Source organism: Actinomadura rupiterrae (assembly GCF_024172125.1).
Taxonomy (GTDB): domain Bacteria; phylum Actinomycetota; class Actinomycetes; order Streptosporangiales; family Streptosporangiaceae; genus Spirillospora; species Spirillospora rupiterrae.
Map to the genome: position 1 here is coordinate 332,221 of NZ_JAMZEA010000010.1, position 23,310 is coordinate 355,530.

The 23,310-nt window shown below is 72.3% G+C and carries 20 protein-coding genes; 13 read left to right on the forward strand and 7 right to left on the reverse strand.

Annotation, left to right across the window (positions count from 1 at the left end; translation table 11 throughout):
- Window positions 1-191 precede the first annotated feature (191 nt).
- Window positions 192-458 carry a GlsB/YeaQ/YmgE family stress response membrane protein gene (locus FHU30_RS33595; RefSeq protein ID WP_253881470.1) on the forward strand — a complete coding sequence of 89 codons (267 nt, stop codon included), beginning with the start codon at window positions 192-194 and terminating at the stop codon, window positions 456-458.
- 77 nt (window positions 459-535) lie between these two features.
- On the opposite strand, the gene FHU30_RS33600 is transcribed toward FHU30_RS33595, so the two are convergent.
- Both FHU30_RS33600 and FHU30_RS33605 read right to left on the reverse strand, forming a co-directional pair.
- Entirely contained in the window at window positions 536-2,431 is a 1,896-nt protein-coding gene (locus FHU30_RS33600) for a propionyl-CoA synthetase (protein WP_253881472.1), read from the reverse strand.
- Window positions 2,432-2,889: 458 nt separating this feature from the next.
- Window positions 2,890-4,368, reverse strand: coding sequence for an MFS transporter (locus tag FHU30_RS33605; protein ID WP_253881474.1), 1,479 nt, complete (start codon window positions 4,366-4,368; stop codon window positions 2,890-2,892).
- A 557-nt stretch (window positions 4,369-4,925) separates the two neighbouring features.
- Here FHU30_RS33605 and FHU30_RS33610 point away from each other — a divergent pair.
- The 5 genes from FHU30_RS33610 to FHU30_RS33630 all read left to right on the forward strand — a co-directional run bounded on the left by FHU30_RS33610 (window position 4,926) and on the right by FHU30_RS33630 (window position 9,937).
- Window positions 4,926-5,444, forward strand: coding sequence for a MarR family winged helix-turn-helix transcriptional regulator (locus FHU30_RS33610; protein WP_253881475.1), 519 nt, complete (start codon window positions 4,926-4,928; stop codon window positions 5,442-5,444).
- A 142-nt stretch (window positions 5,445-5,586) separates the two neighbouring features.
- The gene (gene selA, locus FHU30_RS33615) at window positions 5,587-7,443 is read left to right on the forward strand and encodes an L-seryl-tRNA(Sec) selenium transferase (protein ID WP_253881477.1); all 1,857 of its coding nucleotides are present in this window, start codon (window positions 5,587-5,589) and stop codon (window positions 7,441-7,443) included.
- Window positions 7,443-9,197: a selenocysteine-specific translation elongation factor gene (gene selB, locus FHU30_RS33620; protein WP_253881479.1), complete on the forward strand. Its 1,755-nt coding sequence runs from the start codon at window positions 7,443-7,445 to the stop codon at window positions 9,195-9,197. The genes selA and selB overlap by 1 nt, the downstream gene beginning before the upstream one ends.
- 60 nt (window positions 9,198-9,257) lie before the next feature.
- Window positions 9,258-9,551 carry an ArsR/SmtB family transcription factor gene (locus tag FHU30_RS33625; protein ID WP_253881481.1) on the forward strand — a complete coding sequence of 98 codons (294 nt, stop codon included), beginning with the start codon at window positions 9,258-9,260 and terminating at the stop codon, window positions 9,549-9,551.
- Window positions 9,548-9,937, forward strand: a complete 390-nt coding sequence (locus FHU30_RS33630; RefSeq protein ID WP_253881483.1) for a VOC family protein — start codon at window positions 9,548-9,550, stop codon at window positions 9,935-9,937. Before FHU30_RS33625 ends, FHU30_RS33630 begins: the two co-directional genes overlap by 4 nt.
- 681 nt (window positions 9,938-10,618) lie before the next feature.
- Here the strand turns inward: FHU30_RS33630 and FHU30_RS33635 are convergent.
- Window positions 10,619-11,089 carry a hypothetical protein gene (locus tag FHU30_RS33635; RefSeq protein WP_253881485.1) on the reverse strand — a complete coding sequence of 157 codons (471 nt, stop codon included), beginning with the start codon at window positions 11,087-11,089 and terminating at the stop codon, window positions 10,619-10,621.
- A gap of 138 nt (window positions 11,090-11,227) precedes the next feature.
- Window positions 11,228-12,118, reverse strand: a complete 891-nt coding sequence (locus FHU30_RS33640; protein WP_253881487.1) for an LAGLIDADG family homing endonuclease — start codon at window positions 12,116-12,118, stop codon at window positions 11,228-11,230.
- A gap of 321 nt (window positions 12,119-12,439) precedes the next feature.
- On the opposite strand from FHU30_RS33640, the gene FHU30_RS33645 reads away from it, so the two are divergent.
- On the forward strand, window positions 12,440-13,633 hold the full coding sequence (locus FHU30_RS33645; protein WP_253881489.1) for an RtcB family protein: 1,194 nt from the start codon (window positions 12,440-12,442) through the stop codon (window positions 13,631-13,633).
- An 80-nt stretch (window positions 13,634-13,713) separates the two neighbouring features.
- Window positions 13,714-14,439 (forward strand): hypothetical protein, encoded by a 726-nt coding sequence (locus tag FHU30_RS33650; RefSeq protein WP_253881491.1) that lies wholly within the window; start codon window positions 13,714-13,716, stop codon window positions 14,437-14,439.
- On the opposite strand, the gene FHU30_RS33655 is transcribed toward FHU30_RS33650, so the two are convergent.
- Together FHU30_RS33655 and FHU30_RS33660 are read right to left on the reverse strand one after the other, a co-directional pair.
- Entirely contained in the window at window positions 14,429-15,256 is an 828-nt protein-coding gene (locus FHU30_RS33655; RefSeq protein WP_253881493.1) for a MerR family transcriptional regulator, read from the reverse strand. The genes FHU30_RS33650 and FHU30_RS33655 overlap by 11 nt on opposite strands.
- An 84-nt stretch (window positions 15,257-15,340) precedes the next feature.
- Window positions 15,341-16,162 carry an alpha/beta hydrolase gene (locus FHU30_RS33660; protein ID WP_253881495.1) on the reverse strand — a complete coding sequence of 274 codons (822 nt, stop codon included), beginning with the start codon at window positions 16,160-16,162 and terminating at the stop codon, window positions 15,341-15,343.
- Between the two features lie 176 nt (window positions 16,163-16,338).
- On the opposite strand from FHU30_RS33660, the gene moaA reads away from it, so the two are divergent.
- The 3 genes from moaA (at window position 16,339) to FHU30_RS47355 (ending at window position 18,739) form a co-directional block, all read left to right on the forward strand.
- Window positions 16,339-17,328: a GTP 3',8-cyclase MoaA gene (moaA, locus tag FHU30_RS33665; RefSeq protein WP_253881497.1), complete on the forward strand. Its 990-nt coding sequence runs from the start codon at window positions 16,339-16,341 to the stop codon at window positions 17,326-17,328.
- 224 nt (window positions 17,329-17,552) lie between these two features.
- Window positions 17,553-17,861: a DUF3467 domain-containing protein gene (locus FHU30_RS33670; RefSeq protein WP_253881498.1), complete on the forward strand. Its 309-nt coding sequence runs from the start codon at window positions 17,553-17,555 to the stop codon at window positions 17,859-17,861.
- 11 nt (window positions 17,862-17,872) lie between these two features.
- Window positions 17,873-18,739: an NTP transferase domain-containing protein gene (locus tag FHU30_RS47355; RefSeq protein ID WP_308211448.1), complete on the forward strand. Its 867-nt coding sequence runs from the start codon at window positions 17,873-17,875 to the stop codon at window positions 18,737-18,739.
- A 24-nt stretch (window positions 18,740-18,763) separates the two neighbouring features.
- On the opposite strand, the gene FHU30_RS33685 is transcribed toward FHU30_RS47355, so the two are convergent.
- The gene (locus FHU30_RS33685) at window positions 18,764-19,003 is read right to left on the reverse strand and encodes a hypothetical protein (protein ID WP_253881500.1); all 240 of its coding nucleotides are present in this window, start codon (window positions 19,001-19,003) and stop codon (window positions 18,764-18,766) included.
- A 280-nt stretch (window positions 19,004-19,283) separates the two neighbouring features.
- Between FHU30_RS33685 and FHU30_RS33690 the strand changes: the two genes are divergently transcribed.
- The gene (locus FHU30_RS33690) at window positions 19,284-20,720 is read left to right on the forward strand and encodes an MFS transporter (protein ID WP_253881502.1); all 1,437 of its coding nucleotides are present in this window, start codon (window positions 19,284-19,286) and stop codon (window positions 20,718-20,720) included.
- 138 nt (window positions 20,721-20,858) lie between these two features.
- Window positions 20,859-23,240: an FdhF/YdeP family oxidoreductase gene (locus FHU30_RS33695; protein ID WP_253881504.1), complete on the forward strand. Its 2,382-nt coding sequence runs from the start codon at window positions 20,859-20,861 to the stop codon at window positions 23,238-23,240.
- The last annotated feature ends 70 nt before the right edge of the window (window positions 23,241-23,310 follow it).

Below are 23,310 nucleotides of genomic sequence, written 5' to 3' on the forward strand. Positions count from 1 at the left end.
GCTCGCGAGGATGCGGCCCGCACCTGCCGGTTCGTCCGTTCTTTTGGCCGACGACACGGATGGCCGTGACCTGCGGCCTGTCCGATCCGTCACGGGTTGATCACGGGTCGTGTCAATGATCCTTTGGTGGGGTATCTGATCGGGGACGGTTCCGTGACCGAGCGGGGCCCTTCCAGACCGGGGGAGCGGACATGACCATCGGGGGCATCTTCACCGCCATCATCTTCGGCGCGATCATCGGTGCGCTGGGCCGCCTCATCGTGCCCGGCAAGCAGAACATGTCGATCTGGCTGACCGTGGGCGTCGGTATCGTCGCGGCCTTCGCCGGAACCGGCCTGTCCCACCTGTTCGGCCTGAACACCAAGGGATGGAACTTCTGGGAGACGCTCTTCCAGATCGCCTTCGCCGTCATCGGGGTGTACCTGGTGGCCGCCTTCTGGCCCAAGAAGTCCTATTAGGACGGTTCGGGCGGGCGGCGCGAAGGGCGCTCAGGCGGGCAGCGCGAAGGCGGTCAGGCGGGCGGCGCGAAGGGCGGTCAGGCGGGGTCGGGGGACGGGCCGCGCAGGACGGGGCGCAGGGTCTCCAGGACCGCGGGGTCCTCGATCGTCGACGGCACCGGGACGTCCCGGCCGTCGGCGATCCCGCGCATCGTGCCGCGCAGGATCTTGCCCGAGCGGGTCTTGGGCAGCGCGGCCACCACCGTGACCTGCTTCAGCGCCGCGACCGGCCCGACCTGCTCGCGGACCATCGCGACCAGCTCGGCGCAGACCGCCTCCGGGGCGTCCGCCACGCCGCTCTTCAGTACCACCAGCCCGCGCGGGACCTGCCCCTTCAGCGCGTCCCGGACGCCGATCACCGCGCACTCGGCCACCGCCGGATGCGCCGCCATGACCTCCTCCATCACGCCCGTCGACAGCCGGTGCCCGGCGACGTTGACCACGTCGTCGGTGCGGCCCATCACCCACACGTAGCCGTCCTCGTCGATCCGGCCGCCGTCGCCGCTGAGGTAGTGGCCCGGGAAGCGGGTGAGGTACGACTCGACGAACCGCGCGTCGTCCTTCCAGAGCGTGGGCAGCGTCCCGGGCGGCAGCGGCAGCCGGACGGCGATGTCGCCCTCCTCGCCGGGAGCGGCGGGCGAGCCGTCCGGGCGCAGCACCCGCACGTCGTACCCCGGCACCGGCACCGACGGCGACCCCGGCTTGATCGGCAGCGGCTCCAGCCCGCGCGGGTTGCACACGATCGGCCAGCCGGTCTCGGTCTGCCACCAGTGGTCCACGACCGGGCGGTCCAGCATCCGCGACGCCCAGTGGTAGGTGTCGGGGTCCAGGCGCTCGCCCGCCAGGAACAGGGTGTCCAGCGCGGCCAGGTCGTGCTCGGCCAGCAGCCGCCCGTCCGGGTCCTCCTTCTTGATCGCGCGGATCGCGGTCGGCGCGGTGAACAGCACCTTCACGCGGTGCTCGGACGCCACCCGCCAGAACGCGCCCGCGTCCGGTGTCCCGACCGGTTTGCCCTCGTACAGGACGGTCGTGCAGCCCGTCAGCAGCGGCGCGTACACGATGTAGGAGTGCCCGACCACCCAGCCCACGTCGGACGCCGCCCAGAACACGTCGCCCGGCCCGACCCCGAACAGGTTCTCCATCGACCAGCGCAGCGCGACCGCGTGCCCGCCGTTGTCGCGCACCACGCCCTTGGGACGTCCCGTCGTCCCGGAGGTGTAGAGGATGTACAGCGGATCGGTCGCGGCGACCGGCACGCACCCGGCCGGTTCGGCCGCGGCGACCGCCTCGTCCCAGTCCACGTCGCGCGGACGCACCAGATCGGCGTGCAGCTGCGGACGCTGCCGGATGACGCACCGGTCCACCTTGTGCGAGGCCAGCTCCAGCGCCTCGTCCAGCAGCGGCTTGTACGCCACCAGCCGGGACCCCTCCACCCCGCACGACGCCGACACCACCGCCTTGGGACGGGCGTGGTCGATCCGCGCCGCCAGCTCCGGCGCGGCGAACCCGCCGAACACCACCGAGTGGACCGCTCCGATCCGGGCGCACGCCAGCATCGCGACCACCGCCTCGGGGATCATCGGCAGGTACACCACGACCCGGTCGCCGCGCTCGACGCCCTGCGCGCGCAGCGCCCCGGCGAACCGGGCGACCAGCTCGGTCAGCTCCCGGTAGGTGTAGGTCCGGACCGTCCCGGTGACGGGGGAGTCGTAGATCAGCGCGGCCTGGTCGCCGCGCCCCTCCTCCACGTGCCGGTCCAGCGCGTTGTCGCAGGTGTTCAGCTCGCCGCCGGTGAACCAGCGGTAGAACGGCGGGGCGCCGTCGTCCAGCACCCGGTCGGGCGGCACCAGCCAGCGGATGTCGCGCGCGGCCAGGCCCCAGAAGCGGGTGGGGTCGGAGATGCTGCGTTCGTACGCCGCGGCGTAGGCGCCCATATCGTCGTCCTCCGGTCGGCTCCCCGGCCCCAATCCGTTGTTTCGGGGCGCACCCCTATAAGGGACGGCCCGGGCGCCTCCCGTCAAGGGCCCCACACCGTCCCGCCAGGGTCATCACTCCCTATGCCGCCCACTCCGGCCGACCCGCGCAACCCACCGGAACCTGTCCAGAACGCCCAGCACCGCCCTGCGCCGCAACGGCGCAGAACGGCGGAACCCCGACATTGGACGCGCGGTGCCCGCCCGGCGGCACGAGCAGGCGGAGATGCGGGACGGGCCGAGCACGTGCTGGCCGACGTCCGGGACGGGCCGAGCGTGTGCCAGCGGACGTGCGGGACGAGCCGAGGGCGTGCTGCGGACGTCCGGGACGAGCCGCGCGCGTGCTGGCGGACGTGCGGGACGGGCCGAGCGCGTGCCGGCGGACGGTCGGGCCGCGCGTCGCGGGCGCGCGGGTGGGGTCAGTCGGCGGTGGTGACGACGGTCGAGGGGGCGGTCTCGTCCGACACGTGGTGGGCGCCGTGCCGCAGGCCGTGGTACAGCGCGACCAGCGCGGCCAGACCCGCGCCTGCAGCCACGATCCAGAAGCACAGTACGTAGGCGTGCAGCGTCGGGATCGGCGTGTGCGGGATGACGCGGCTGGTCAGCACCGACGCGGTGACCGCGCCCGCGATGCTGCCGCCCGCCGTCCGGACCAGCGAGTTGATCCCGGACGCGATGCCGCTCTGGCTCAGCGGGACGTGCTGCACCGCCAGCGTGCCCAGCGCGGCGTACGCCACGCCGAACCCGATGCCCTGGATCGCGCTGAACGCCAGCACGTCGTACACGTGCCCGTTCGAGACCGCCAGCCACACGTAGCTCAGGCCCGCGAACACCGACCCGATCGCCAGGGTGAACGCCGGGCCGAGCCGCGCGGCGATCCGTCCGGCCAGCGCGGAGAACACCAGCATCGTGACCGTGCTGGGCAGCATGTACAGGCCCACGTCCAGCACCGATCCGCCGAGCCCGTACCCGACCTTGTCCTTCGGCGACTGGACGAAGTTGGAGATCAGCGTGAACGCGGCGAACATCGAGAAGCCGAGCAGCACCGACGCGAGGTTCGCGGTCAGCGACTTCGGCCCGGCCAGCAGGCCCAGCCGCACCAGCGGCTCCCGGACGCGCAGCTCCACCGCCACCCACACCGCGCACAGCACCGCGGCGGCGGCGAACAGCCCCAGCACCTTGCCGGACGTCCAGCCCCAGGCGTTGCCCTCGCTGATGCCGAGCAGCAGGCTCACCAGGAACCCGGCCAGCAGCGCCGCGCCGACCAGGTCGGGACGTCCGCCGCCGCGCGCGCCGAGGTCCTTGGCGCTGACGGCGACCAGGACCATCCCGGCGGCGGCGAGACCGGCCGCGATCCAGAACACCGGCCGGTAGGAGTCGGTGTGGTCGGCGATCAGCCCGGTGACGATCATGCCGGCGGTGCCGCCGACGCCCATGGTCGCGCTGACCAGGCCGATCGCGGTGGTCACCTTCTCCCGCGGGAAGGTGTCCCGGATCATCCCGATGGCCAGCGGGATCATCGCCGACGACACGCCCTGCAGCGCCCGTCCGGCCACCAGCACGCCGAGCGAGTCCGACAGCGCGCTCACCACCGAACCGGCCGTGAGCAGCGCCATCGCCAGCAGGATCATCGTCTTCTTGCCGTACATGTCGCCGAACCGCGACAGCAGCGGCGTGGCGACCGCCCCGGCCAGCAGGGAGGCGGTGAACACCCAGGTCACCGTGGTGACCGAGGCGTCGAAGTGCTGCATCAGCCTTGGCAGCAGCGGGATCACCAGGGTCTGCTGCACCGACACCACCATCCCGGCGATGGCGAGTGCGAACAGCACGAGCCCGGTGTGGGCGGCGGGTGCGGAACGCCCGGGCGTACTGGGCGGCGCCGCGGTGGCGCGGGTCATGGGCGTCGTCGGCCTTCCGTACTAGGGGGACGCGGATCCGGGGAACACGGACCGCGCGTCAGGGACTCGGCGCGGGCCACGAGCCTCGCTGGGCTCGGACCGCTTCGGACCTGGTCTCGGGGACTTGGTCCAGGACTTGCTTCGGGACTTGGTTCGGGGCTGGGCTAGGGCTTCGGTTCTGGGGCTGGGGCGAGGCTTCGGTTCGGGGACGTCGTTCGAGCGTGGCTCGGGGCGGGCGGGGGCGGGGTGCGCGGCTTGGGTGGTGCGGGGCGCGGAACGGGCGTCGGGACGGACTGGAGGTCGGGTCGGGGGCTCAGGTCGGGAACTGGAGGGAGGCGGAACCCCGGCGATACGGAGCTCGGCGGGAGCCGGGGGTCCGGCCGGGGTTGTGGCGGGCGGGGGACGGGATTGTGGCCTTCGGGGGCGGGCTTCGGATGGGGCTTCGGGGCGGGGCGGGTCGGGGCGCGGGCCGGGGCGCGGATCGTTTCGAGCCGGGTCGGTCCGACCCGCCGATTATACTTACTTAAGTTAAGCAAGTACGTTGTAAGGTGGGTCACATGACGTCCCCGCAGCGCCCCGCCCCCGCGACCGACGAGATCATGGAGATCGAGCGGGCGCTCACCCGCGTCGCGCACCTGCTCACCCGCGCCCGCCAGCACGACCGCGTCGTCGCGGCGTCCGGCATCGCCGTCGACCGCGCCGCCGTCCCGCTGCTCCGCCTGCTCGCCGAGAACGGCGGCCCGATGCGTCCCAGCGAGATCGCCGCGCGGTTGGTCGTCGAGGCCCCGCACGTCACACGGCAGGTCCAGCGCCTCGAACGCGCCGGTTACGTCGACCGGGTGCCCGACCCTGACGACCGGCGCGCCCAGCGCGTCCGCCTCAGCGACAAGGGCCGGGACGCCGTCGAGTGCATCCGCGCCGTGGGCCGCGCCTGGATGGACGACGCGCTGACCGAATGGTCCCCGGACGAACTCCGCCAGCTCGCCCGGCTCGTCCACCGCATGGTCGACGACTTCGTCGCCCACTCCGAGAAGACCACCCCGGGCAGTCTCGGCGACCCGCCGGCCGCTCCCTGACCGCGCCCGCGCCATCCGGCGGGCGGTTTGGGGGGTTGCGGGTAGAAGGCGCTCTGGACATGAGTTTCAGTGATGTCATTCGTCTCACAGTGTGGGCGCGGCTGACTTCCTAGAGGGGGTCGGCCTGCTTAGGGTGATGCCGGTGGACCCCCGGCCGCACACCCCCTTCGACGACCCTTCCGGCAGCGCCGCCATGCGCACCGGCGACCCGCGCCGCGCCGTTCCGCGGACCGACGCCGTCCTCGCCGACCCGGCGTTGGCGGACGCGCAGGGACGGCTCGGGCGACGGCTCGTGAAGGCCGCCGTCACCGACGCGCAGGAACGCGTCCGCGCGGGGGAGCTGGCCGCTGAAGACCTGGTCGCGCACGTCCTCGCGACGCTGCCCGAGCATGCGACGACCTTGCGGCCCGTCCTGAACGCCACCGGCGTCCTGCTGCACACCAACCTCGGCCGCGCGCCGCTGTCGGCCGCCGCCCGCGACGCCCTCACCGCCGCCGCCGGATGCGCCGACGTCGAGTACGACCTCGCCACCGGACGGCGCGGACCCCGCGGCGCCGGCGCCCTCGCCGCCCTCCGCGACGCCTGCCCGCCCGGCACTGGCGTCCAGATCGTGAACAACAACGCCGCCGCGCTCGCCCTCGCCGCCACCGCCCTCGCCGCCGGCCGCGAGATCATCGTCAGCCGCGGCGAGCTCGTCGAGATCGGCGACGGGTTCCGGCTGCCCGACCTGCTCACCGCCACCGGCGCGCGCCTCCGCGAGGTCGGCACCACCAACCGCACCACGCTCGCCGACTACGCCGAGGCCATCGGCCCGGACACCGGGTTCGTGCTCAAGGTCCACCCGTCCAACTTCACGATCGAGGGTTTCACCTATGCCCCGCCCGTCAACGATCTGGCCGGGCTCGGCGTCCCCTTGATCGTGGACATCGGCTCCGGCCTGCTCGCCCCGCACCCCGCCATCCCCGACGAACCCGACGCCCTCACCACCCTCAAGGACGGTGCGCACCTGGTCACCGCGTCCGCCGACAAGCTCCTCGGCGGCCCCCAGGCCGGGCTCCTGCTCGGCGACACCGACCTGCTGGCGCGCCTGCGCCGCCACCCCCTCTACCGCGCCCTGCGCGTCGACAAGCTCACCCTGGCCGCCCTGGAAGCGACCCTGCGCGGCCCCGTCCCACCCGTCCGCGCCATGCTCGACGCCCGCCCCGACGACCTCCGCCACCGCGCCGAACACCTAGCCGCCGCAGTGGCCACACCTCCACGCCCCGGCTCCAATTCGCCCCAACGCCCGCCCGGCTCCGCCCCCGCGCAGTCCGTCGAAGCCCCCGCGCCCGCGCAGCCCCCCGCGCACGCGGGGCCCGTCGAGCCCCCCGCACCCGCGCAGCCCGTTGAGGCCCCTGCGCCTGCGCAGCCTGCCAAGACCTCTGGGCCCGTCCGGGCCGGTCAGCCCCTCGCACCTGCGGAGCCCGTTGAGGCCCCTGCGCCTGCGCAGCCCGCCAAGACCCTCGGGCCCGCGCAGGTCGGCCAGCCCCTCGCACCCGCGGGGCCCGTCGAGACCCCTGTGCCCACGCAGCCCCCCGCGCACGCGGGGCCTGTCGAGACCCCTGCGCCCACGCAGCCCCCCGCGCACGCGGGGCCTGTCGAGACCCCTGCGCCCGCAGAGTCCTCGGGGCCTGCTCGGCCTCAAGGCGAGGTCGGACGGGACGTCCCGGACGGCTGGGATGTGCGGGTCGTCGCCACGTCCGCCGTGGTCGGGGGAGGGGGCGCGCCCGGCGTCACCTTGCCCAGTTACGCCGTGTCGCTGCCCGCCGCCTGCGAGCCTGTGCTTCGCGCCGCCGGCGTCATCGGACGCCTCGACCACGACCGGCTGCTGCTCGACCTCCGCTCCGTCCACCCCGACGACGACGAGACCCTCCACGCCACCGTGCACGCCGCCCTCACCGCCCCCGCCGCTCCCTTCGGCCCGCCTGCCGTCCCCGGTCCCGCCACGGAAGGGAACTGATGCAGGTCGTCGCCACCGCCGGACACGTCGACCACGGCAAGTCCGCGCTCGTCCGCGCCCTCACCGGCATGGAATCCGACCGGCTCGCCGAGGAGCGCCGCCGCGGCCTCACCCTCGACCTCGGGTTCGCCTGGACCGACCTGCCCTCCGGGGTCCGGCTGGCGCTGGTCGACGTCCCCGGGCACGAGCGCTTCGTCACGACCATGCTCGCCGGCGTCGGACCCGTCCCCGCCGTCCTGCTCGTCGTCGCCGCCGACGAGGGCTGGATGCCGCAGACCGAGGAGCACCTCGCCGCGCTCGACGCCCTCGGCGTCCGGCACGGCGTGCTCGCCGTGACCCGCTCCGACCTCGCCGACCCCCGGCACGCCCTCCGCCAGGCCCGCACCCGTCTCGCCTCCACCGGACTCGCCGGAGCCGAGGCCGTCACGGTCAGCGCCACCACCGGCCAGGGCCTGCCCGACCTGGTCGCCGCCCTCGACCGGCTCGCCGCCCGGCTCCCCGTCCCCGACGCCGCCGCGCCCGTCCGGCTCTGGATCGACCGCGCCTTCACCGTCACCGGCAGCGGCACCGTCGTCACCGGCACCCTGCCCGCCGGGACGATCCGCACCGGCGACGAGCTGCTCCTCATGCCCGCCGGGCGCCGCGTCCGCGTCCGCGCCGTCGAGACCACCCGGCAGCGCACCGACAAGATCAGCGGCGTCGCCCGCGTCGCCCTCAACCTGCGCGGCGTCGCCCGCGAGGACGTCGCCCGCGGCATGGCCCTGGTCAGCCCTGGCGGCTGGACATCCGCGACCACCCTCGACGTCCGCATCCACTTCGGCGAGGCCTCCGGCCGCCTCGCCCGCCAGATGACCCTGCACATCGGGTCCGCCGCCGTCCCCGTCCGGCTCCGCCCCCTCGGCCCCGACACCGCCCGCCTCACCCTCAACCACCGCGTCCCCCTGCACGTCGGCGACACCGCGCTGCTCCGCGATCCCGGACGCCGCGCCGTCGCCGGAGTCAGCGTCCTGGACGTCCGGCCGCCGACCCTCGTCCGCCGCGGCGCCGCGGCCGCCCGCGCCCGCGAGCTCGCCACCTGGCCCGACCGGCCCGACGGCGCGCACGTCCTGCGCCGCCACGGCGTGCTGCGCCGCGACGACCTCACCCTCATGGGCTGCCAGCCGCCGCCCGGCGCCGTCACCCTCGACGACGACTGGCTCGCCGACCCCGCCCACTGGGAGGCCCTGCACCGCCGCCTCGCCGACGAGGTGGACCGGCACGCCACCGACCGGCCTCTCGCCCCCGGCCTGCCCGTCGAGTCCGCCCGGCTCCGGCTCGCCCTGCCCGCCCGCCGCCTGGTCACCGCCCTCGTCCGCCCGCCGCTGCGCCTCGACGCCGGACGCGTCCACGGACCCGGCCTCCCGCCCCCGGTCGTCGCCGCCGTCGACGCCCTGCGCGCCGACCTGTCCGAAACCCCCTTCCAGGCCCCGACCGCCGACCGGCTCACCACCCTCGGCCTGACCCCGCCGATCCTCGCCGTCGCCGAACGCGCCGGAGCCGTCCTCCGCCTCCCCGGCGACATCGTCCTGCTCCCAGGCGCCGACCGCGCCGCCCTCCGCCTCCTGCACGACCTCCCGCAGCCCTTCACCGTCGGCCAGGCCCGCGAAGCCCTCGAAGCGCCACGCCGCGTGACCATCGCCCTCCTCGAACACCTCCACCACCAGGGCCGCACCGAACGCCTCCCCGAAGGCCACCGCGTCCCCGCCACCGGCTGACCAGGACGGACGCCCCACCCCGCCTTGTTAGGCAAGCCGCGACTTGCCTAACATGGAGTGGTGGAGGACGACCTCTTCAAGGCCCTCGCCGACCCGACCCGGCGGCTCATCCTCGACGAGCTGGCCGAACGCGACGGCCAGTCCCTCTTCGAGATCTGCACCCGCCTGATCACCCGGCACGACCTGGCGCTCACCCGCCAGGCCGTCAGCCAGCACCTCGCCGTCCTCGAAGCCGCCGACCTCGTCCGCATCCGCCGCGAGGGCCGCTACAAGTTCCACGACCTGAACACCGGACCGCTGGAGCGCATCGCCACCCGATGGCTCACCCGCCGACCACCGGAGGACACCCCATGAGGATCTACGTCACCAGCGTCTTCGTCGACGAGCAGGCCAAGGCCCTGGCCTTCTACACCGAGACCCTCGGCTTCAGGAAGAAGAACGACATCCCCGCCGGCGGCGCCCGCTGGCTCACCGTCGTCTCCCCGGACGACCCCGACGGCACCGAACTCCTCCTCGAACCCGACAGCCACCCCGCCGCCCAGGCCTACAAGAAGGCCCTCGCCAACGACGGCATCCCCGCCACCTCCTTCGCCGTCGACGACGTCCGCGCCGAACACCGCCGCCTCACCGACCTCGGCGTCGCCTTCACCCAGGACCCCGCCGAAATGGGCCCCGTAACCACCGCCGTCTTCGACGACACCTGCGGCAACCTCATCCAAATAGTCCAACTCCCGAACTAACCCCACCCACCCGCGCACCAACTCGCCCACACCGCAAGCCCGCCCGCACCGCTCGCCTGCCCGCAGTGCACGCCGCCTGGCTGGCCGGACCGCGCAAACCTCTACGCTGCGCCCGCTCCGAGACCACACCCGCGCAAGCATGAGCGCCGCGCGCTACCCGCCTTCCGCGGCCCCCACACCATCGCCCGCTCCACACCATCGCCCGCCCCGCGCAGCGCCCGCCCCGCGCTTTGCCGTGCCGCGCTTTGCCCGTGCTTCGCCTGCGCCGCGCGGTCGGGGCTGCCCGAGCTAACACGCGCGGGCTGCTTGAGCTGCCTGGACCACGCCGCACACCTCCCTGCAATGCGCCCCACTCCACTCGCGCACGCGCGGTCAGGCACCCAAAGCTGCGCGCCTCCTCGCGCTCCCCGTCCACGCTGCGCGCCTCACCGCCCGCGCCGCGCTCCCGCACAGCGCACACCCGCGACCGCAACCTTTGCGAAGCGCGTGACCCACCCCCGAGCTACGCCCGCGTATGCCCCTGCGCCGTGCTTGCTGCCCGTTTCTGTGTCCGCGCCGCGCGGGCGTCCGATCTGCGGCTGTCGTCTCCGCCGTGCATTCGGCGTTGAGCAGGCTGCCCGCCACGCCGCCCCCAGACTGGGCTCAGGCCTGAGCTGGGATACGGCTGCCTTGGGGGCTTGCTCAGGGGAGGCAGCGGCGGAGGGTGGGTGGGGCGCTGTGGCCACCGAACACGTTAACGCCGCTGGTCCATGCGCCGCCCCAGCTGCCGCTCGCGCCGTCGACTCGGTACCAGACACTGGTGCCGCCGCCCGCCGAGGCGTCGTCGTCCTCCCAGTTGCCGTAGGTCCAGCAGTACATCTGGACCTTGGCGGCGAACACCGAGACGTCGATGGTGTGCCCCGTCGAACCCTGTGGTCCGTAGCATCCGACCGGGTCGCCCTCCGGCCACGGTGTCGACCGCAGTACTGAGTTGGCCTCCAGAGTGACCCCCACATCGTCCCCGCCGCTGGTGCCGCAGAACTTCGGACCGGCCGCCTGCGAACGGCCAGGCTGGGAACCTGGTGCCGCCTGCGCGGTGCCGCCGGCCAACGATGCGGTGGCGGCGACCGTCACCGCCATGGCGCCTCTGAGTGCGATTCGGCCTGCATTCATGAGCCCGTCCCTTCGTTTTCGGTGTATTCAGGCCAGGACGATCACACTCGGCGGTATGTCTTCGGTTCAGGGTGGGTAGAGCCCAGCACCGAGCTTTCTTCGGACTGGGCGAAGGGCGCCTTGCGTAGCAGCCGCTCCCTACTCGATGAGCGGCGGAAGGGTGATTCCTTGCCGTAGGCGCACTCGTCTGATCGCGACGCTTCTCTCTGTGCGCCCCAGGACTGTGGCGGCCTCGGCTGTCTTCATCGACAGGACGACCTGGTCTTCCTCGGGCGTCCACCGGCGGGGGTTGGCGCGTTTTCGCATGCCCTCGGGACGGACCCAGGCGGCGACCTCGATAGCCTTCGTGTATTTGCGTTCGAGCGCCAGGCAGCCGTCGTAGTACAGCCAGCGCGCGAACTTCACAGCCGGATCGGAGGTGAGGAGCAGGTTGTAGATGCCGTCGCGGTTGTTCGGCTGCACATTGCGCCGAACGCCTGTCACCTCGAAGACCTTGGTGCAGACGTAGGTGCTCAGAGCCGGGCTCGCCGTTGTGAAGCTGACGAACGGGTAGCCCTGGCCCGTGAATCCCACGGAACCGTCGGCGTCGACGAGCGCCCGCACGTAGTCGGGCTCACTGAACGGCGGCTGGGGCGGCTTGATGACGGCCGACTTCTTGCCGGGCGGCAGCCCGAGACCTTCAAGAGTGCGGCGCACCTCCAGGTCATACAGGTTCCATACCGCCGAACGGTGGGGATCGTTGGTGGTGAAGTTCGTCGATCGCGTTCGGAAGGTGATCGTGGACGGGTAGGGGACGAGCCGCTGGAAGGTCTCAAGGAGAGGCAGGTCACGCTGCGAGAGTTCGATCGAGACGCGTCCTCGATTACGCGTCGAATTGTACAGGTTTCCATCTGCCTGGAGGAATCCGAACAGGTAGGCCATCTCCGGTCGAGCAAGGTCGAACATGCGACGGCAGTGCTCCAGATCGATCTCCTTGGGCGCGAGCCCAATGCGTACCGGAGGCCGTAACTCCACGGGAGTCGCCTTCATCCACCGCTTGTAGCAGGCATTGCACATCCCGCGGGTTTTCACGGGTTTTGCACAGCCCGGATGTGAGCATTCTTCGGGTTTCATTGCACCGCTCTTCGAGTTGGATCATTCGAACTTTTATTCGACTCGCCGGGCTGAATACTATACGCATCCTTGAGTTGAAAAGCTGAAAATCTCATAACTTTGAGTGCATGTCTTGTGACTGCTGGTAACGAAGATGTGTCGTGGTCGACGGCACCGAAAATGAGTTGAACCGGATTGCGGTGGTCTGGCGTCATAGTTCCCGGTTCGCATCACTATCGAGTTCGGAAGGGGCACGACGTGCCGTATCGGGAGCTGAAGGGCGGGCGCGTCCCCATCCGCATGTGGACCGACCCGTCCACCGTTGAGGACGTCGCGCTGCAGCAGCTGCAGAATGTTTCGCGTCTGCCGTGGGTGGAGGGTCTGGCCGTCATGCCGGACGTGCACTACGGCAAGGGCGCGACCGTCGGTTCGGTCATCGCCATGCGCAATGCCGTGTCTCCGGCCGCCGTCGGAGTGGACATCGGCTGCGGGATGACGGCGGTGAAGTCGTCGCTGACCGTCGAGGATCTGCCGGACGATCTATCGGGGCTCCGGCGCCGTGTCGAGGCGGCCATTCCGGTCGGCCGTGGAGTTCACAAGGAGGCGGTGGACCCGTCCGGCGTCCCCGGCCTGAAGATGCGCGGCTGGTACGAGTTCTGGAAGGAATTCGAATCGCTGCATCCGGGTGTGCAGAACCGTCGCGGAAGGGCGAGTGTCCAAATTGCCACGCTCGGGTCCGGGAATCATTTTTGGGAACTGTGTTCCGACGACGAGGGGAACGTCTGGATTGTTCTGCATTCTGGGTCTCGGAATATCGGGAAGGAGCTGGCTGAGCGGCATGTAGAGGCTGCTCGGAAGCTTCCGCATAACCAGGATCTGCCCGACCCCGACCTTGCGGTTTTCCTTGCTGGGACCGAGCAGATGGAGGCCTACCGGCACGATCTGTTCTGGGCGCAGGAGTACGCGCGGCGCAACCGCGCGGTCATGATGGCGCTCGCGCAGAACGTGATCACGCAGCGGTTCGGCGAGAAGCGCTGCCAGTGGGGCGAGGTCATCTCCTGCCACCACAACTACGTGGCGGAGGAGACCTACGACGGCGTCGAGCTGCTGGTCACCCGGAAGGGCGCGATCCGCGCCGGGTCGGGCGACCTGGGCATCATCCCGGGCTCGATGGCGACCGGGACCTACATCGTGCGCGGCCTGGGGAACGCGCTCGCCTTCAACTCGGCGTCGCATGGCGCGGGGCGGAGGATGAGCCGGAACAAGGCGCGCAAGACGTTCACGGTGGCGGACCTGGAGGAGCAGACCAGGGGTGTCGAGTGCCGCAAGGACGGGGGCGTGCTCGATGAGATCCCGGGTGCGTACAAGGACCTGGAGACGGTCATGCAGCAGCAGACCGATCTGGTCGAGGTCGTGGCGCACCTGCGCCAGCTGATCTGCATCAAGGGGTGAGGGTGAGGACGGCTCGGAAGAGGCAGCGGCCCGGTACGGCGCGGGCCGCGGCGGACGGCATGAAGGTGCATCGCCGTTCGGTGGGTCTTGCGGGCCGTCCTCACACGGTCATCTCGCTGCGGCCGGGGACGGCGGTTCGGTTCAGCACGAACCTGTACCACCGGACGTGGCATGTGCTGTCGGACCAGCACGGCGCGCGGGTGCTGGCCCGGCTGCTCTGGGGGCTGTCGTACCAGTCGCGGCCGGGGACGATCGTGGTGATCGATCGCGAGTTCGTCACGACCACGCCGTTCGACGGGGACCCGGCGGATCCGATCGTGCTGGTGCCAGCGTGGGACACGCCGTTCACGGGTCGGCATGCGCGGGCGTTGAAGGCGCGCCTTCCGCTGTCGTCCGCGCCGGAGGGGACGGTCCGGTGGCGGACGCATGGCCTGGACGAGGCGTTGACCGCTCCGCGCGCGTGGTTCAGGGAGCACGAGGACAGGGACGATCCGCTCCGCGGCCGTGTGGAGAACCTGAACGGCCTGGTCGTACTCCGGGTGCACACACCGCATGAGATGCGCGAGTGGGCGGTCCTGTCGGGGATGCTCAATCCGCACAACAAGTACGGGACGGACCATTCGTATCTGGGTGAGGGGATGTGCTTCTACGCGTCCGGTGAGGTCCAGGTGTTCCGGGACTTCCGGCGCGATGTGTCGGTGGCGCGGCGTGCCCGCGCGGACGTGCTCGACGGCCTGGAAGCCCCGGTCCACCCGGACGTGCTGCGCCCGCTGGTATGGGATCGGGCGGATCGGCTCAAGCGGTGACGCCCGTGGCCAGGACGACGGGTTCCTGGAGCTCGGTGACCCAGTCGTCCTGGTTCTCGGGGCATTCGAGGTTGACTTCGCGGGGGTAGCCGGTCGAGCGGTAGCCGTTGGCGTCGATCCAGCGTCCGAGGGCCTGGATCGTCGGCAGGGCGGCGGCGGGCGCGCCGTGGTGCATGATCGTCGCGGCCTGCTCGACGGCCGGCAGGTCCAGGACGCGGAGGCGGTCGTCGTCGTGGAGCGGGGCGTCGACCTGGACGCAGGCGTGGACGAGGACGCCGCCGTCGGGCGCGTCCTCGTAGTAGGCGATGCCGGGTCCGGACGGAGCGATGCCCGCCTTCTCCAGGAGCTGGAACAGTTCGCCGTAGAGCGGTTGGATGACCGGCCCGATGTTGTCGAATCCGGTGGCGACGCCGGAGACCTCGGCGACGCGGACGGGCGGCAGGTTCCTGACCACGACGTCTTCGCTGGGCATCTGGCCCTCCCTTTCGATCGACCGGAGTCTCGCCTCGACCTGGACGAGCCGGGCCGCGGCGGCGGTCATGGCCGCTTCGAGCTCGGCGCGGCGGAGCCGGAGCATGGCGCGCAGCTCCTCGGTGGTGACCTTGTCGTCGAGGATCTCCCGGACCTGCTGGAGGGTGAATCCGAGGTCCTTGAGCGCGATGACGCGGTTGAGGCGGGCGAGCTGGGCGGCGGTGTAGTACCGGTAGCCGCTGGCCGCGTCGACGTGCGCGGGGTGCAGGAGGCCGAGGGCGTCGTAGTGCCGCAGCATCCGGACCGACACGCGCCCGTGCCGGGCGAACTCTCCGATGGTGAACATGGTGTCTCCAGATCAGCGCCTGACACGGTGTGAGGGTCAAGCGCCGTCCGCCGCGCGAATGCGGTGCCGGGCCGCTGGGGGCGTTCAGCGAGGGGGCGTGGTTGCGAGTGTGGCGTCGATGGCTGCGGTGACGTCGGTGAGGACCTCGTCGCGGTTGGTCTCGTTGAAGATCTCGTGGCGGGCGGACGGGTAGACCTTCGAGGTGAGACCGGGCCCGCGGATCGCCTCGATGCCGAGGCGGGTGCCCGATAGCGGGACGAGCCGGTCGTCCTCGCCGTGCAGCCACAGGACGGGCAGGTCGCCGAGGGAGCCGTCCGCGTTCACGGCCCTGATCGACGCGTCGAGGGCCTCGACGGTGCGGCGCCTGAACGGCCCGTGCCAGACGAGCGGGTCGGCGGCGTAGGCCTTCCCGACCTCGGGGTCGCGGGACAGCGTGGCCGGGTCGATCGGGATGTCGGGGATTTCGGGCAGCTCCAGCAGCGCCGACAGCGCGTCCCACCGGCCGAGGACGGGCCCGGACAGCACCAGCGCGGCCAGTCCGGCGCCGTGCAGCTGGGCGTAGCGGGTGGCGATGAGCCCGCCCATCGAGTGCCCGATCATGACCACCGGGAGCCCGGGCAGGTCCTCGCGGGCGGACTCGACGACGGTGTGCAGGTCGGCGACCAGGTCGTCCACGTCGTCGATGAGGACGCGCTCGCCCGCCGACAGGCCGTGCCCGGCGTGGTCGGGGCCGCAGACCAGCGCGCCGTGCCGGTGCAGGAACTCCGCCACGTGCTCGTAGCGGCCCAGGTGCTCACCGTAGCCGTGCACCAGGACGGCGACGTAGCGCGGCGCGTCGTGCGGCCAGATCCGGGCGGTGACCGCGCCGTTGCGACCGGCGAACTCCCACTGGCGGGCGGCGGGCATGGGACCTCCAGGTGGCGGGGCGTTTGGAGGAACCTCCGAACGCGGCGGGCACGGATCGCGCCGATACCGTCTCCCGCGGTGCGCCGGATCGTCAACCCGGGCAATAGGCTGGACCGTCAGAGTTCCGAACGGCAGGAACCGGACGTCAGGGTTCCGAACGGCAGGAAGGGGCGCCCGTGCTGGTCGACAGCTTCGGTCGGACCGCGACGGACCTGCGGGTCTCCCTCACCGACCGGTGCAACCTGCGGTGCTCGTACTGCATGCCGGCCGAGGGGCTGGAGTGGCTGCCCAAGCCCGAGCTGCTGACCGACGACGAGGTCGTCCGGCTCGTCCGGATCGGGGTGGAGCGGCTCGGCGTCACCGAGGTCCGGTACACCGGCGGCGAGCCGCTGCTGCGCCGGGGCCTGCCGGACCTGGTGCGCCGGACGGTGGAGCTGTCGCCGCGCCCGCGCGTGTCGCTGACCACCAACGCGATCGGCCTGGCCCGCCTGGCGGCGCCGCTGGCGGACGCGGGCCTCGACCGGGTGAACGTGTCGCTCGACACCCTCGACCGCGAGACGTTCAGGCGCCTCGCGCACCGCGACCGGCTCCCGGACGTCCTGGCGGGCCTGGCCGCCGCGCGGGACGCGGGCCTGCTGCCGGTGAAGGTGAACGCGGTGCTGATGCGCGGGGTGAACGACCACGAGGCCGTCCCGCTGCTGCGCTGGTGCCTGGAGCAGGGCTACCGGCTGCGGTTCATCGAGCAGATGCCGCTGGACGCCCAGCACGGCTGGAACCGCGACGACATGATCACCGCGGACGAGATCCTCGCCCGCCTCGGCGAGGCGTTCGCGCTCACCCCGGCCGGCTCCGCCGAGCGCGGCAGCGCCCCGGCCGAATCGTTCCTGCTGGACGGCGGCCCCGAGACGGTCGGCGTGATCGGCTCGGTGACGCGCCCGTTCTGCGGCGCCTGCGACCGCGTCCGGCTCACAGCCGACGGCCAGGTCCGCAACTGCCTGTTCGCCACCGAGGAGTCCAACCTGCGCGACGCCATGCGCGCCGGCGCCACCGACGACGACCTCGCCGATCGGTGGAGCGCGGCGGTCGCCCGCAAGCGCGCCGGCCACGGCATCGACGACCCGACGTTCCTCCAGCCCACCCGCCCCATGTCCGCCATCGGCGGCTGAGACCCGCCGAACCCGGGCGCCCCACGTCCGCCCCAGCGGCTGAGAGCCGTCGAACCTGTGCGCCCCTGCCCGCCAACGGCGGTTGAGACGCGTCGGATCGCGCGTTCCACGTCCGTCAACGGTGCCTCAGATCCGTCGGGCCCGTGCGCCGCGCCCAAGTGCGTCGGCCGCGGGCGGCGGCGCGGGGGACGGCGGGGGTCCGTGCGACGTGCGACGATGGCGGGGTGACGGACGAGCCGCTGGACACCCGTGTCGAGATCACCGTCCCTCCGGAGGCCGAGGTGGGGGCGTTCGCCGGGTTCGCCTCGGTCTGGCGGGCCCGCGACAGCTTCGTGCTGGACTTCGCGACCGAGGTACGGCCGCCCGAGGTCGCCGAGGACCGGGCGACCGGCGAGCGGTACGTGCACGTGCCCGCGCGCGTCGTCGCCCGTGTCCGGATCCCGCCGGGGCAGGTGTGGGAGCTGATGCGCGCGCTGGAGCAGAACCTCAGCGCCTACGAGCGCGAGACCGGCACCAGCACGCACAACGATTGACGCCCGCGCGCATGGCAAGGGAGCCCACGCCCGACTTCGACGCGGTGCTGCTGGCGGGCGGGCTGGCGCGGCGGCTCGGCGGTGCGAACAAGCCGGCGTTGACGGTCGGCGGTACGCCGCTGATCGTCCGGACGGCCCGCGCAGTCGAGGCGGCAGGACGGCTGGTGATCGTCGGCCCGAGGCATCCCGCCCTCCCGCAGGCCCGCTACGTCCGGGAGGACCCGCCCGGCGCCGGGCCTGTCCCGGCTCTGCGCGCGGGGGTCGCCGAGGTCGCCGCTCCCTGGACGGTCCTGCTCGCCGCCGACCTGCCGTTCCTGGCGCCCGAGCATGTCGCGGCGCTGGTGGGAGCGGCCGCGCGGCGCGGCGCCGAGGGCGCGGTGTTCGTGGACGACGACGGCCGCGTCCAATGGCTGACCGGCGTGTGGCGGACGGACGCGCTCCGCCACGCCCTTGACGCGTACGAGGGGACGCGGCTGCGCGGGGTGCTGCGGCAACTGCGTCCGGCCGGAGTGGCGGCGCGGGACGCGGGGGAGTGGCCGCCGTGGGCGGACTGCGACACCCCGGAGACGCTGGCCGCCGCCGACCGCGCCGCCTCCGGGCCGTACGATCGGTTGCGGCAGCCGGCTAAGGGGGAGATGACGGTGCTGGAGGACTGGATCGACGCGGTGTGCCTGGAACTGGGCATCGACCGCTCCGACATGGACCGCGACCTGGTCCTGGACCTGGCCCGCGACGTCGCTCACGGGGTGGCCCGGCCCGCCGCGCCGCTGACCGCCTACCTGATCGGCCTCGCGGTCGGACGCGGCGCCGCCGCCCGGGACGCCGCCGCCCGCGTCAGCGAGATGGCCGAGTCCTGGAAGGGCGACGCCCAGCCCTGACGCCCGAACCTGGCACCGGCCTGGTCAGCCGTCGGCGGGGGTGAGGTCGGTGACCGGGATGACGTCGCGGAGGAAGTCGCGGCGGTTCAGGAACTCCGAGAGCTGAGCGCGGTGGTCGTCGCAGGCCAGCCAGACCTTGCGCCGCTCCGGAGTGTGGATCTTCGGGTTGTTCCAGCGCAGCGCCCAGGCGGCGGGGGCCCGGCAGCCCTTGGCCGAGCAGATGAGTTCGTCGTCCGCCGGCCCGCCGGGGTGGGTTTCGGTCACGTTCCAAGCCTAGCCACCCGCGCCCGCCCGCAGCTCCCGCGCCCGCCCGCAGCTCCCGTGCCCGCCCGCAGCTCCCGTGCCCGCCCGCAGCTTCGCGCCCGCCCGCAGCTTCGCGCCCGCCCGCAGCTTCGCGCCCGTCCGCAGCTTCGCGCTCGGCGCACGTCCCCGCTCGGCCGTGGAGCGGGGTGGGCTAAAGCGGGGGGCAAGGGGGCGCACTGGAATGGTCGGGGGCTCTGCGTGGCGGGTTTGCCCGGTTCCCGAGCGGTGAACGTCTCGTCGGGTGAGTACCGAGTCGGCGTCGCCCCACGCGTGCGTCCACCCGTGGCGGGCCCTCTCGGTGTGCCTGGTGGCGGCGTTCATGACGCTGCTGGACGTCAGCATCGTCAACGTGGCGCTGCCGTCGATCCGGACGTCGCTGCACGCCTCCGAGGGCGGGCTGCAGTGGATCCTGTCGGGGTACGCGCTGACCTTCGGGCTGGTGCTGGTCGCGGCGGGACGGATCGGGGACGCTCGCAGCCGCCGGGCGACGTTCATGTTCGGGCTGGCGCTGTTCACGCTGGCCAGCGCGGCGTGCGGGCTCGCGCCGACGCTGCTGTGGCTGGTGGTGGCGCGGCTCGTCCAGGGGATGGCGGGCGGTGTGCTGACCCCGCAGGTCGCCGGGCTGATCCAGCAGCTGTTCCAGGGCGCGGACCGGGGACGGGCGTTCGGCGCGCTGGGGGCGGTGATCGGCATCGCGACGGCGGTCGGGCCGGTGCTCGGCGGCATCCTGATCCAGATCGCCGGGGAGGGCTCCGGCTGGCGCTGGATCTTCCTGATCAACATCCCGATCGGCCTCGTCGCGCTGGTGCTCGCGCGGCGGCTGCTGCCCGATCCGGTGTACGGCAAGAGCCAGGGCCTGGACCCGGTCGGGGTGGTGCTGCTCGGCGCGGCGGTCATCGCGATCATGCTGCCGTTCCTCCAGGAGCGGACGTGGAAGGGCGACGCCAAGTGGCTGCTGGTCGTGGCCGGGCTGGTGCTGCTGGTGGTGTTCGTGGCGTGGGAGCGGCACACCGGCGCGCCGATGGTGGACCTGGGCCTGTTCCGGCTGCGCTCCTACTCGCTGGGCTCGGGGATCGCGCTGCTGTACTTCGCCGGGTTCACCTCGATCTTCTTCATCTTCACCCTGTACCTGCAGAACGGCCTGCACTACAGCCCGCTGTCGGCGGGCTTGGCGATCACGCCGTTCGCGCTCGGGTCGGGGGTCTCCGCGGCGGTCGGCGGCCGCCTGGTCGGACGGCTCGGACGTCCGCTGGTCTGCGTCGGCCTGGCGCTGGTGGTGGTCGGGCTGCTGCTGACCTGGCTGGCGGTGGAGGTGCATCCGGACAAGGGCGTGGCCTGGTGGACGGTCCTGCCGCTGCTGGTCGCGGGTATCGGCAGCGGCCTGGTGATCTCGCCGAACCAGACCATCACGCTGTCGGAGGTGCCGTTCCAGCAGGGCGGCAGCGCGGCGGGCGTGCTGCAGACCGGCCAGCGGGTCGGGACGGCGGTCGGCATCGCCTGCGTCGGCGCGGTGTTCTTCGCGTCGGTCGCGAACAGCAAAGGGGATTGGGCGGTCGCGTTCCGGCACGGCCTGCTGGTGGTGTTCGGGTTCGTCCTGGCGGCACTCGTGCTCAGCCTGTTCGACCTGTTCGGCCAGGGCGCCAAGCCGATCGTCCGCCGCCTGAACCCCGTCGCATGAGCCCGCCATGAGACCCGTCCCATACGACCCCACCATGAGACCCGTCCCATACGACCGTCCCGCGAGCCGCGTCGCATGATCCGGCCGCAGCGGGAGACACCGAGCAACGACACGGACAGACGAGAGGGGGCGGCGCCCGTGCAAGGCGGCGACCAGGAGAAGATCAGGAGCCAGGGGGCGCCCGGTTCCCCGGCGCTCGGCCTCGGACCGGGCGGCGCCGGGCCGCCGTCCCGCGTGAAGTACCGGCATCCGACGGCCGGGTGGGGCGCGGCCAAGGAGGTCGGTGAGATCCTCGCCGGGTCGCGCGAGGTGGTCGAGCTGCCCCGCGCGCTGCTGACGATGAACCACGAGAACGGCGGGTTCGACTGCCCGGGCTGCGCCTGGCCGGACGCGCGCGACGGCCTCAAGCTGGACGTCTGCGAGAACGGCATCAAGCACATCGCGTGGGAGATGACCCACAAGCGGGCCGACCGGGCGTTCTTCGCCGCGCACACCGTGTCCGAGCTGGCGACCTGGAGCGACTACGCCCTGGAAGAGGCCGGGCGGCTGACCGAGCCGATGGTGTACGACGAGGCGTCCGACAAGTACGTGCCGATCTCGTGGGAGAAGGCGTTCCAGCTGGTCGGGCAGACCCTCCGCGGCCTGGACGATCCGGACCTCGCCGCGTTCTACACCTCCGGGCGGCTCAGCAACGAGGGCTCGTTCCTGTACCAGCTGTGGGTGCGCGAGTTCGGCACCAACAACCTCCCGGACTGCTCGAACATGTGCCACGAGGCCAGCGGGAAGGCGCTCACCCCGTCCCTCGGGACGCCGAAGGGCACCGTCGACCTCGACGACTGGGACATGGCCGACGCGATCATCCTGCTCGGCAACAACGCCGCGTCCAACGCGCCGCGGATGCTGACCGCGCTCGCCAAGGCCTACCGGCGCGGCGCCGCCCTCGTCCACGTGAACCCGCTGGTCGAGGGCGCGGCGCGGCGGACGATCGTCCCGCACGACTTCCTCGCGATGGGCCTGAACAAGTCGACCCCGACCGGGACGATGGACGTCCAGGTGCGGATCGGCGGCGACATGGCGCTGCTGCGCGGTGTCGCCAAGGCCGTCCTGGAGAGGGCCGAGACCGAGCCGCGCGCGATCGACCGCGACTTCCTCGACCGGCACACCAGCGGCTTCGACGACTACGCCGCGCTGGTCCGGGGCACCTCGTGGGCCGAGCTGGAGCGGGTCTCGGGCGTCCGGGAGGCGCGGATCCGCGAGGTGGCCGACGTCTACCTGCGCTCGGACCGGACGATCATCGCCTGGTGCCTCGGCATCACCCAGCACGACCACGCCGTCGACACCATCCGCGAGATCGCCAACGTGCTGCTGCTGCGCGGCAACCTCGGCACCGAGGGCGCGGGCGCGTGCCCGGTGCGCGGGCACAGCAACGTCCAGGGCAACCGCACCTGCGGCATCAACCACAGGGCGCCGGAGTTCCTCTGCGACCGGATGGACGAGATCTACGACTTCACCTCGCCGCGCGAGCCCGGCCTGGACGTCGTGCACACCGTCAAGGCGATGCACGAGGGCAAGGTGAAGGTGTTCGTGTCGCTGGCCGGCAACTTCGCGCTGGCCTGCCCCGACACCGCCTACACCTTCGAGGCGCTGCGCCGCTGCGACCTGACCGTGCACGTCTCGACCAAGCTGAACCGCAGCGACATCGTGCACGGGAGGAAGTCGCTGATCCTGCCCGCGCTCACCCGCAGCGAGCAGGACCGGCGCGCGGACGGCGAGGTCCAGGGCCTGACCGTCGAGGACTCGATGAGCATGGTGCACCTGTCGCGCGGTATGAAGCGCCCGGCGTCCCCGCACCTGCGCTCGGAGATCGCGATCCTCGCCGGGATGGCCCGCGCGACCCTGCCCGGCAGCACGACCCCGTACGAGTCCTACGCCGAGGACTACGACCGGATCCGGGACGTCATGGCCAGGTGCCTCGAAGGGTTCGAGGACTTCAACCGGCGCGTCCGGCAGCCGATGGGGTTCCGGCTGCGCCAGGCCGCACGCGAGCGGGTGTTCGAGACCCCGTCGGGCAAGGCCGAGTTCAACACCGCGGACCTCGGCGACGTCACGCCCGGCGAGGGACGGCTCATGCTCAGCACCGTCCGCTCCCACGACCAGTGGAACACCACGATCTACTCCGACGAGGACCGGTACCGCGGCGTCCGCAACCTGCGCACGCTGGTGTTCATGAACCCCGCCGACATGGCCGACCGGGGCCTGAAGGAGTTCGACCTGATCGACCTCACCTCCTTCGCCAAGGACGGCTCGGAGCGCTCGGTCTACGGCTACCGCGCGGTCGCCTACGACATCCCGCGCGGCTGCGCGACCGGCTACATGCCGGAGCTGAACGTCCTGTGCCCGATCGACGACTACAGCCGGCAGAGCGACCAGCCCTTGATGAAGCAGATCACCGTCGAGATCGTCCCCAGCGGCACCCGGACGCCCGCCAAGGAACGCAAACGCGCCTCAGCGGCGACGTGACCCGCGTCGGACGCGCGTCTGACCCGCGTCGGACGCGATGTCACAGCGTTCGGGCAACGTTCCCGCGGCT

Coding starts and splice junctions, on each gene's coding strand:
- FHU30_RS33595 (WP_253881470.1), top strand. CDS start 192: ATGACCATCGGGGGCATCTTCACCGCCATCATCTTCGGCGCGATCATC.
- FHU30_RS33600 (WP_253881472.1), bottom strand. CDS start 2,431: ATGGGCGCCTACGCCGCGGCGTACGAACGCAGCATCTCCGACCCCACC.
- FHU30_RS33605 (WP_253881474.1), bottom strand. CDS start 4,368: ATGACCCGCGCCACCGCGGCGCCGCCCAGTACGCCCGGGCGTTCCGCA.
- FHU30_RS33610 (WP_253881475.1), top strand. CDS start 4,926: ATGACGTCCCCGCAGCGCCCCGCCCCCGCGACCGACGAGATCATGGAG.
- selB (WP_253881479.1), top strand. CDS start 7,443: ATGCAGGTCGTCGCCACCGCCGGACACGTCGACCACGGCAAGTCCGCG.
- FHU30_RS33630 (WP_253881483.1), top strand. CDS start 9,548: ATGAGGATCTACGTCACCAGCGTCTTCGTCGACGAGCAGGCCAAGGCC.
- FHU30_RS33635 (WP_253881485.1), bottom strand. CDS start 11,089: ATGAATGCAGGCCGAATCGCACTCAGAGGCGCCATGGCGGTGACGGTC.
- FHU30_RS33640 (WP_253881487.1), bottom strand. CDS start 12,118: ATGAAGGCGACTCCCGTGGAGTTACGGCCTCCGGTACGCATTGGGCTC.
- FHU30_RS33655 (WP_253881493.1), bottom strand. CDS start 15,256: ATGTTCACCATCGGAGAGTTCGCCCGGCACGGGCGCGTGTCGGTCCGG.
- FHU30_RS33660 (WP_253881495.1), bottom strand. CDS start 16,162: ATGCCCGCCGCCCGCCAGTGGGAGTTCGCCGGTCGCAACGGCGCGGTC.
- FHU30_RS47355 (WP_308211448.1), top strand. CDS start 17,873: ATGGCAAGGGAGCCCACGCCCGACTTCGACGCGGTGCTGCTGGCGGGC.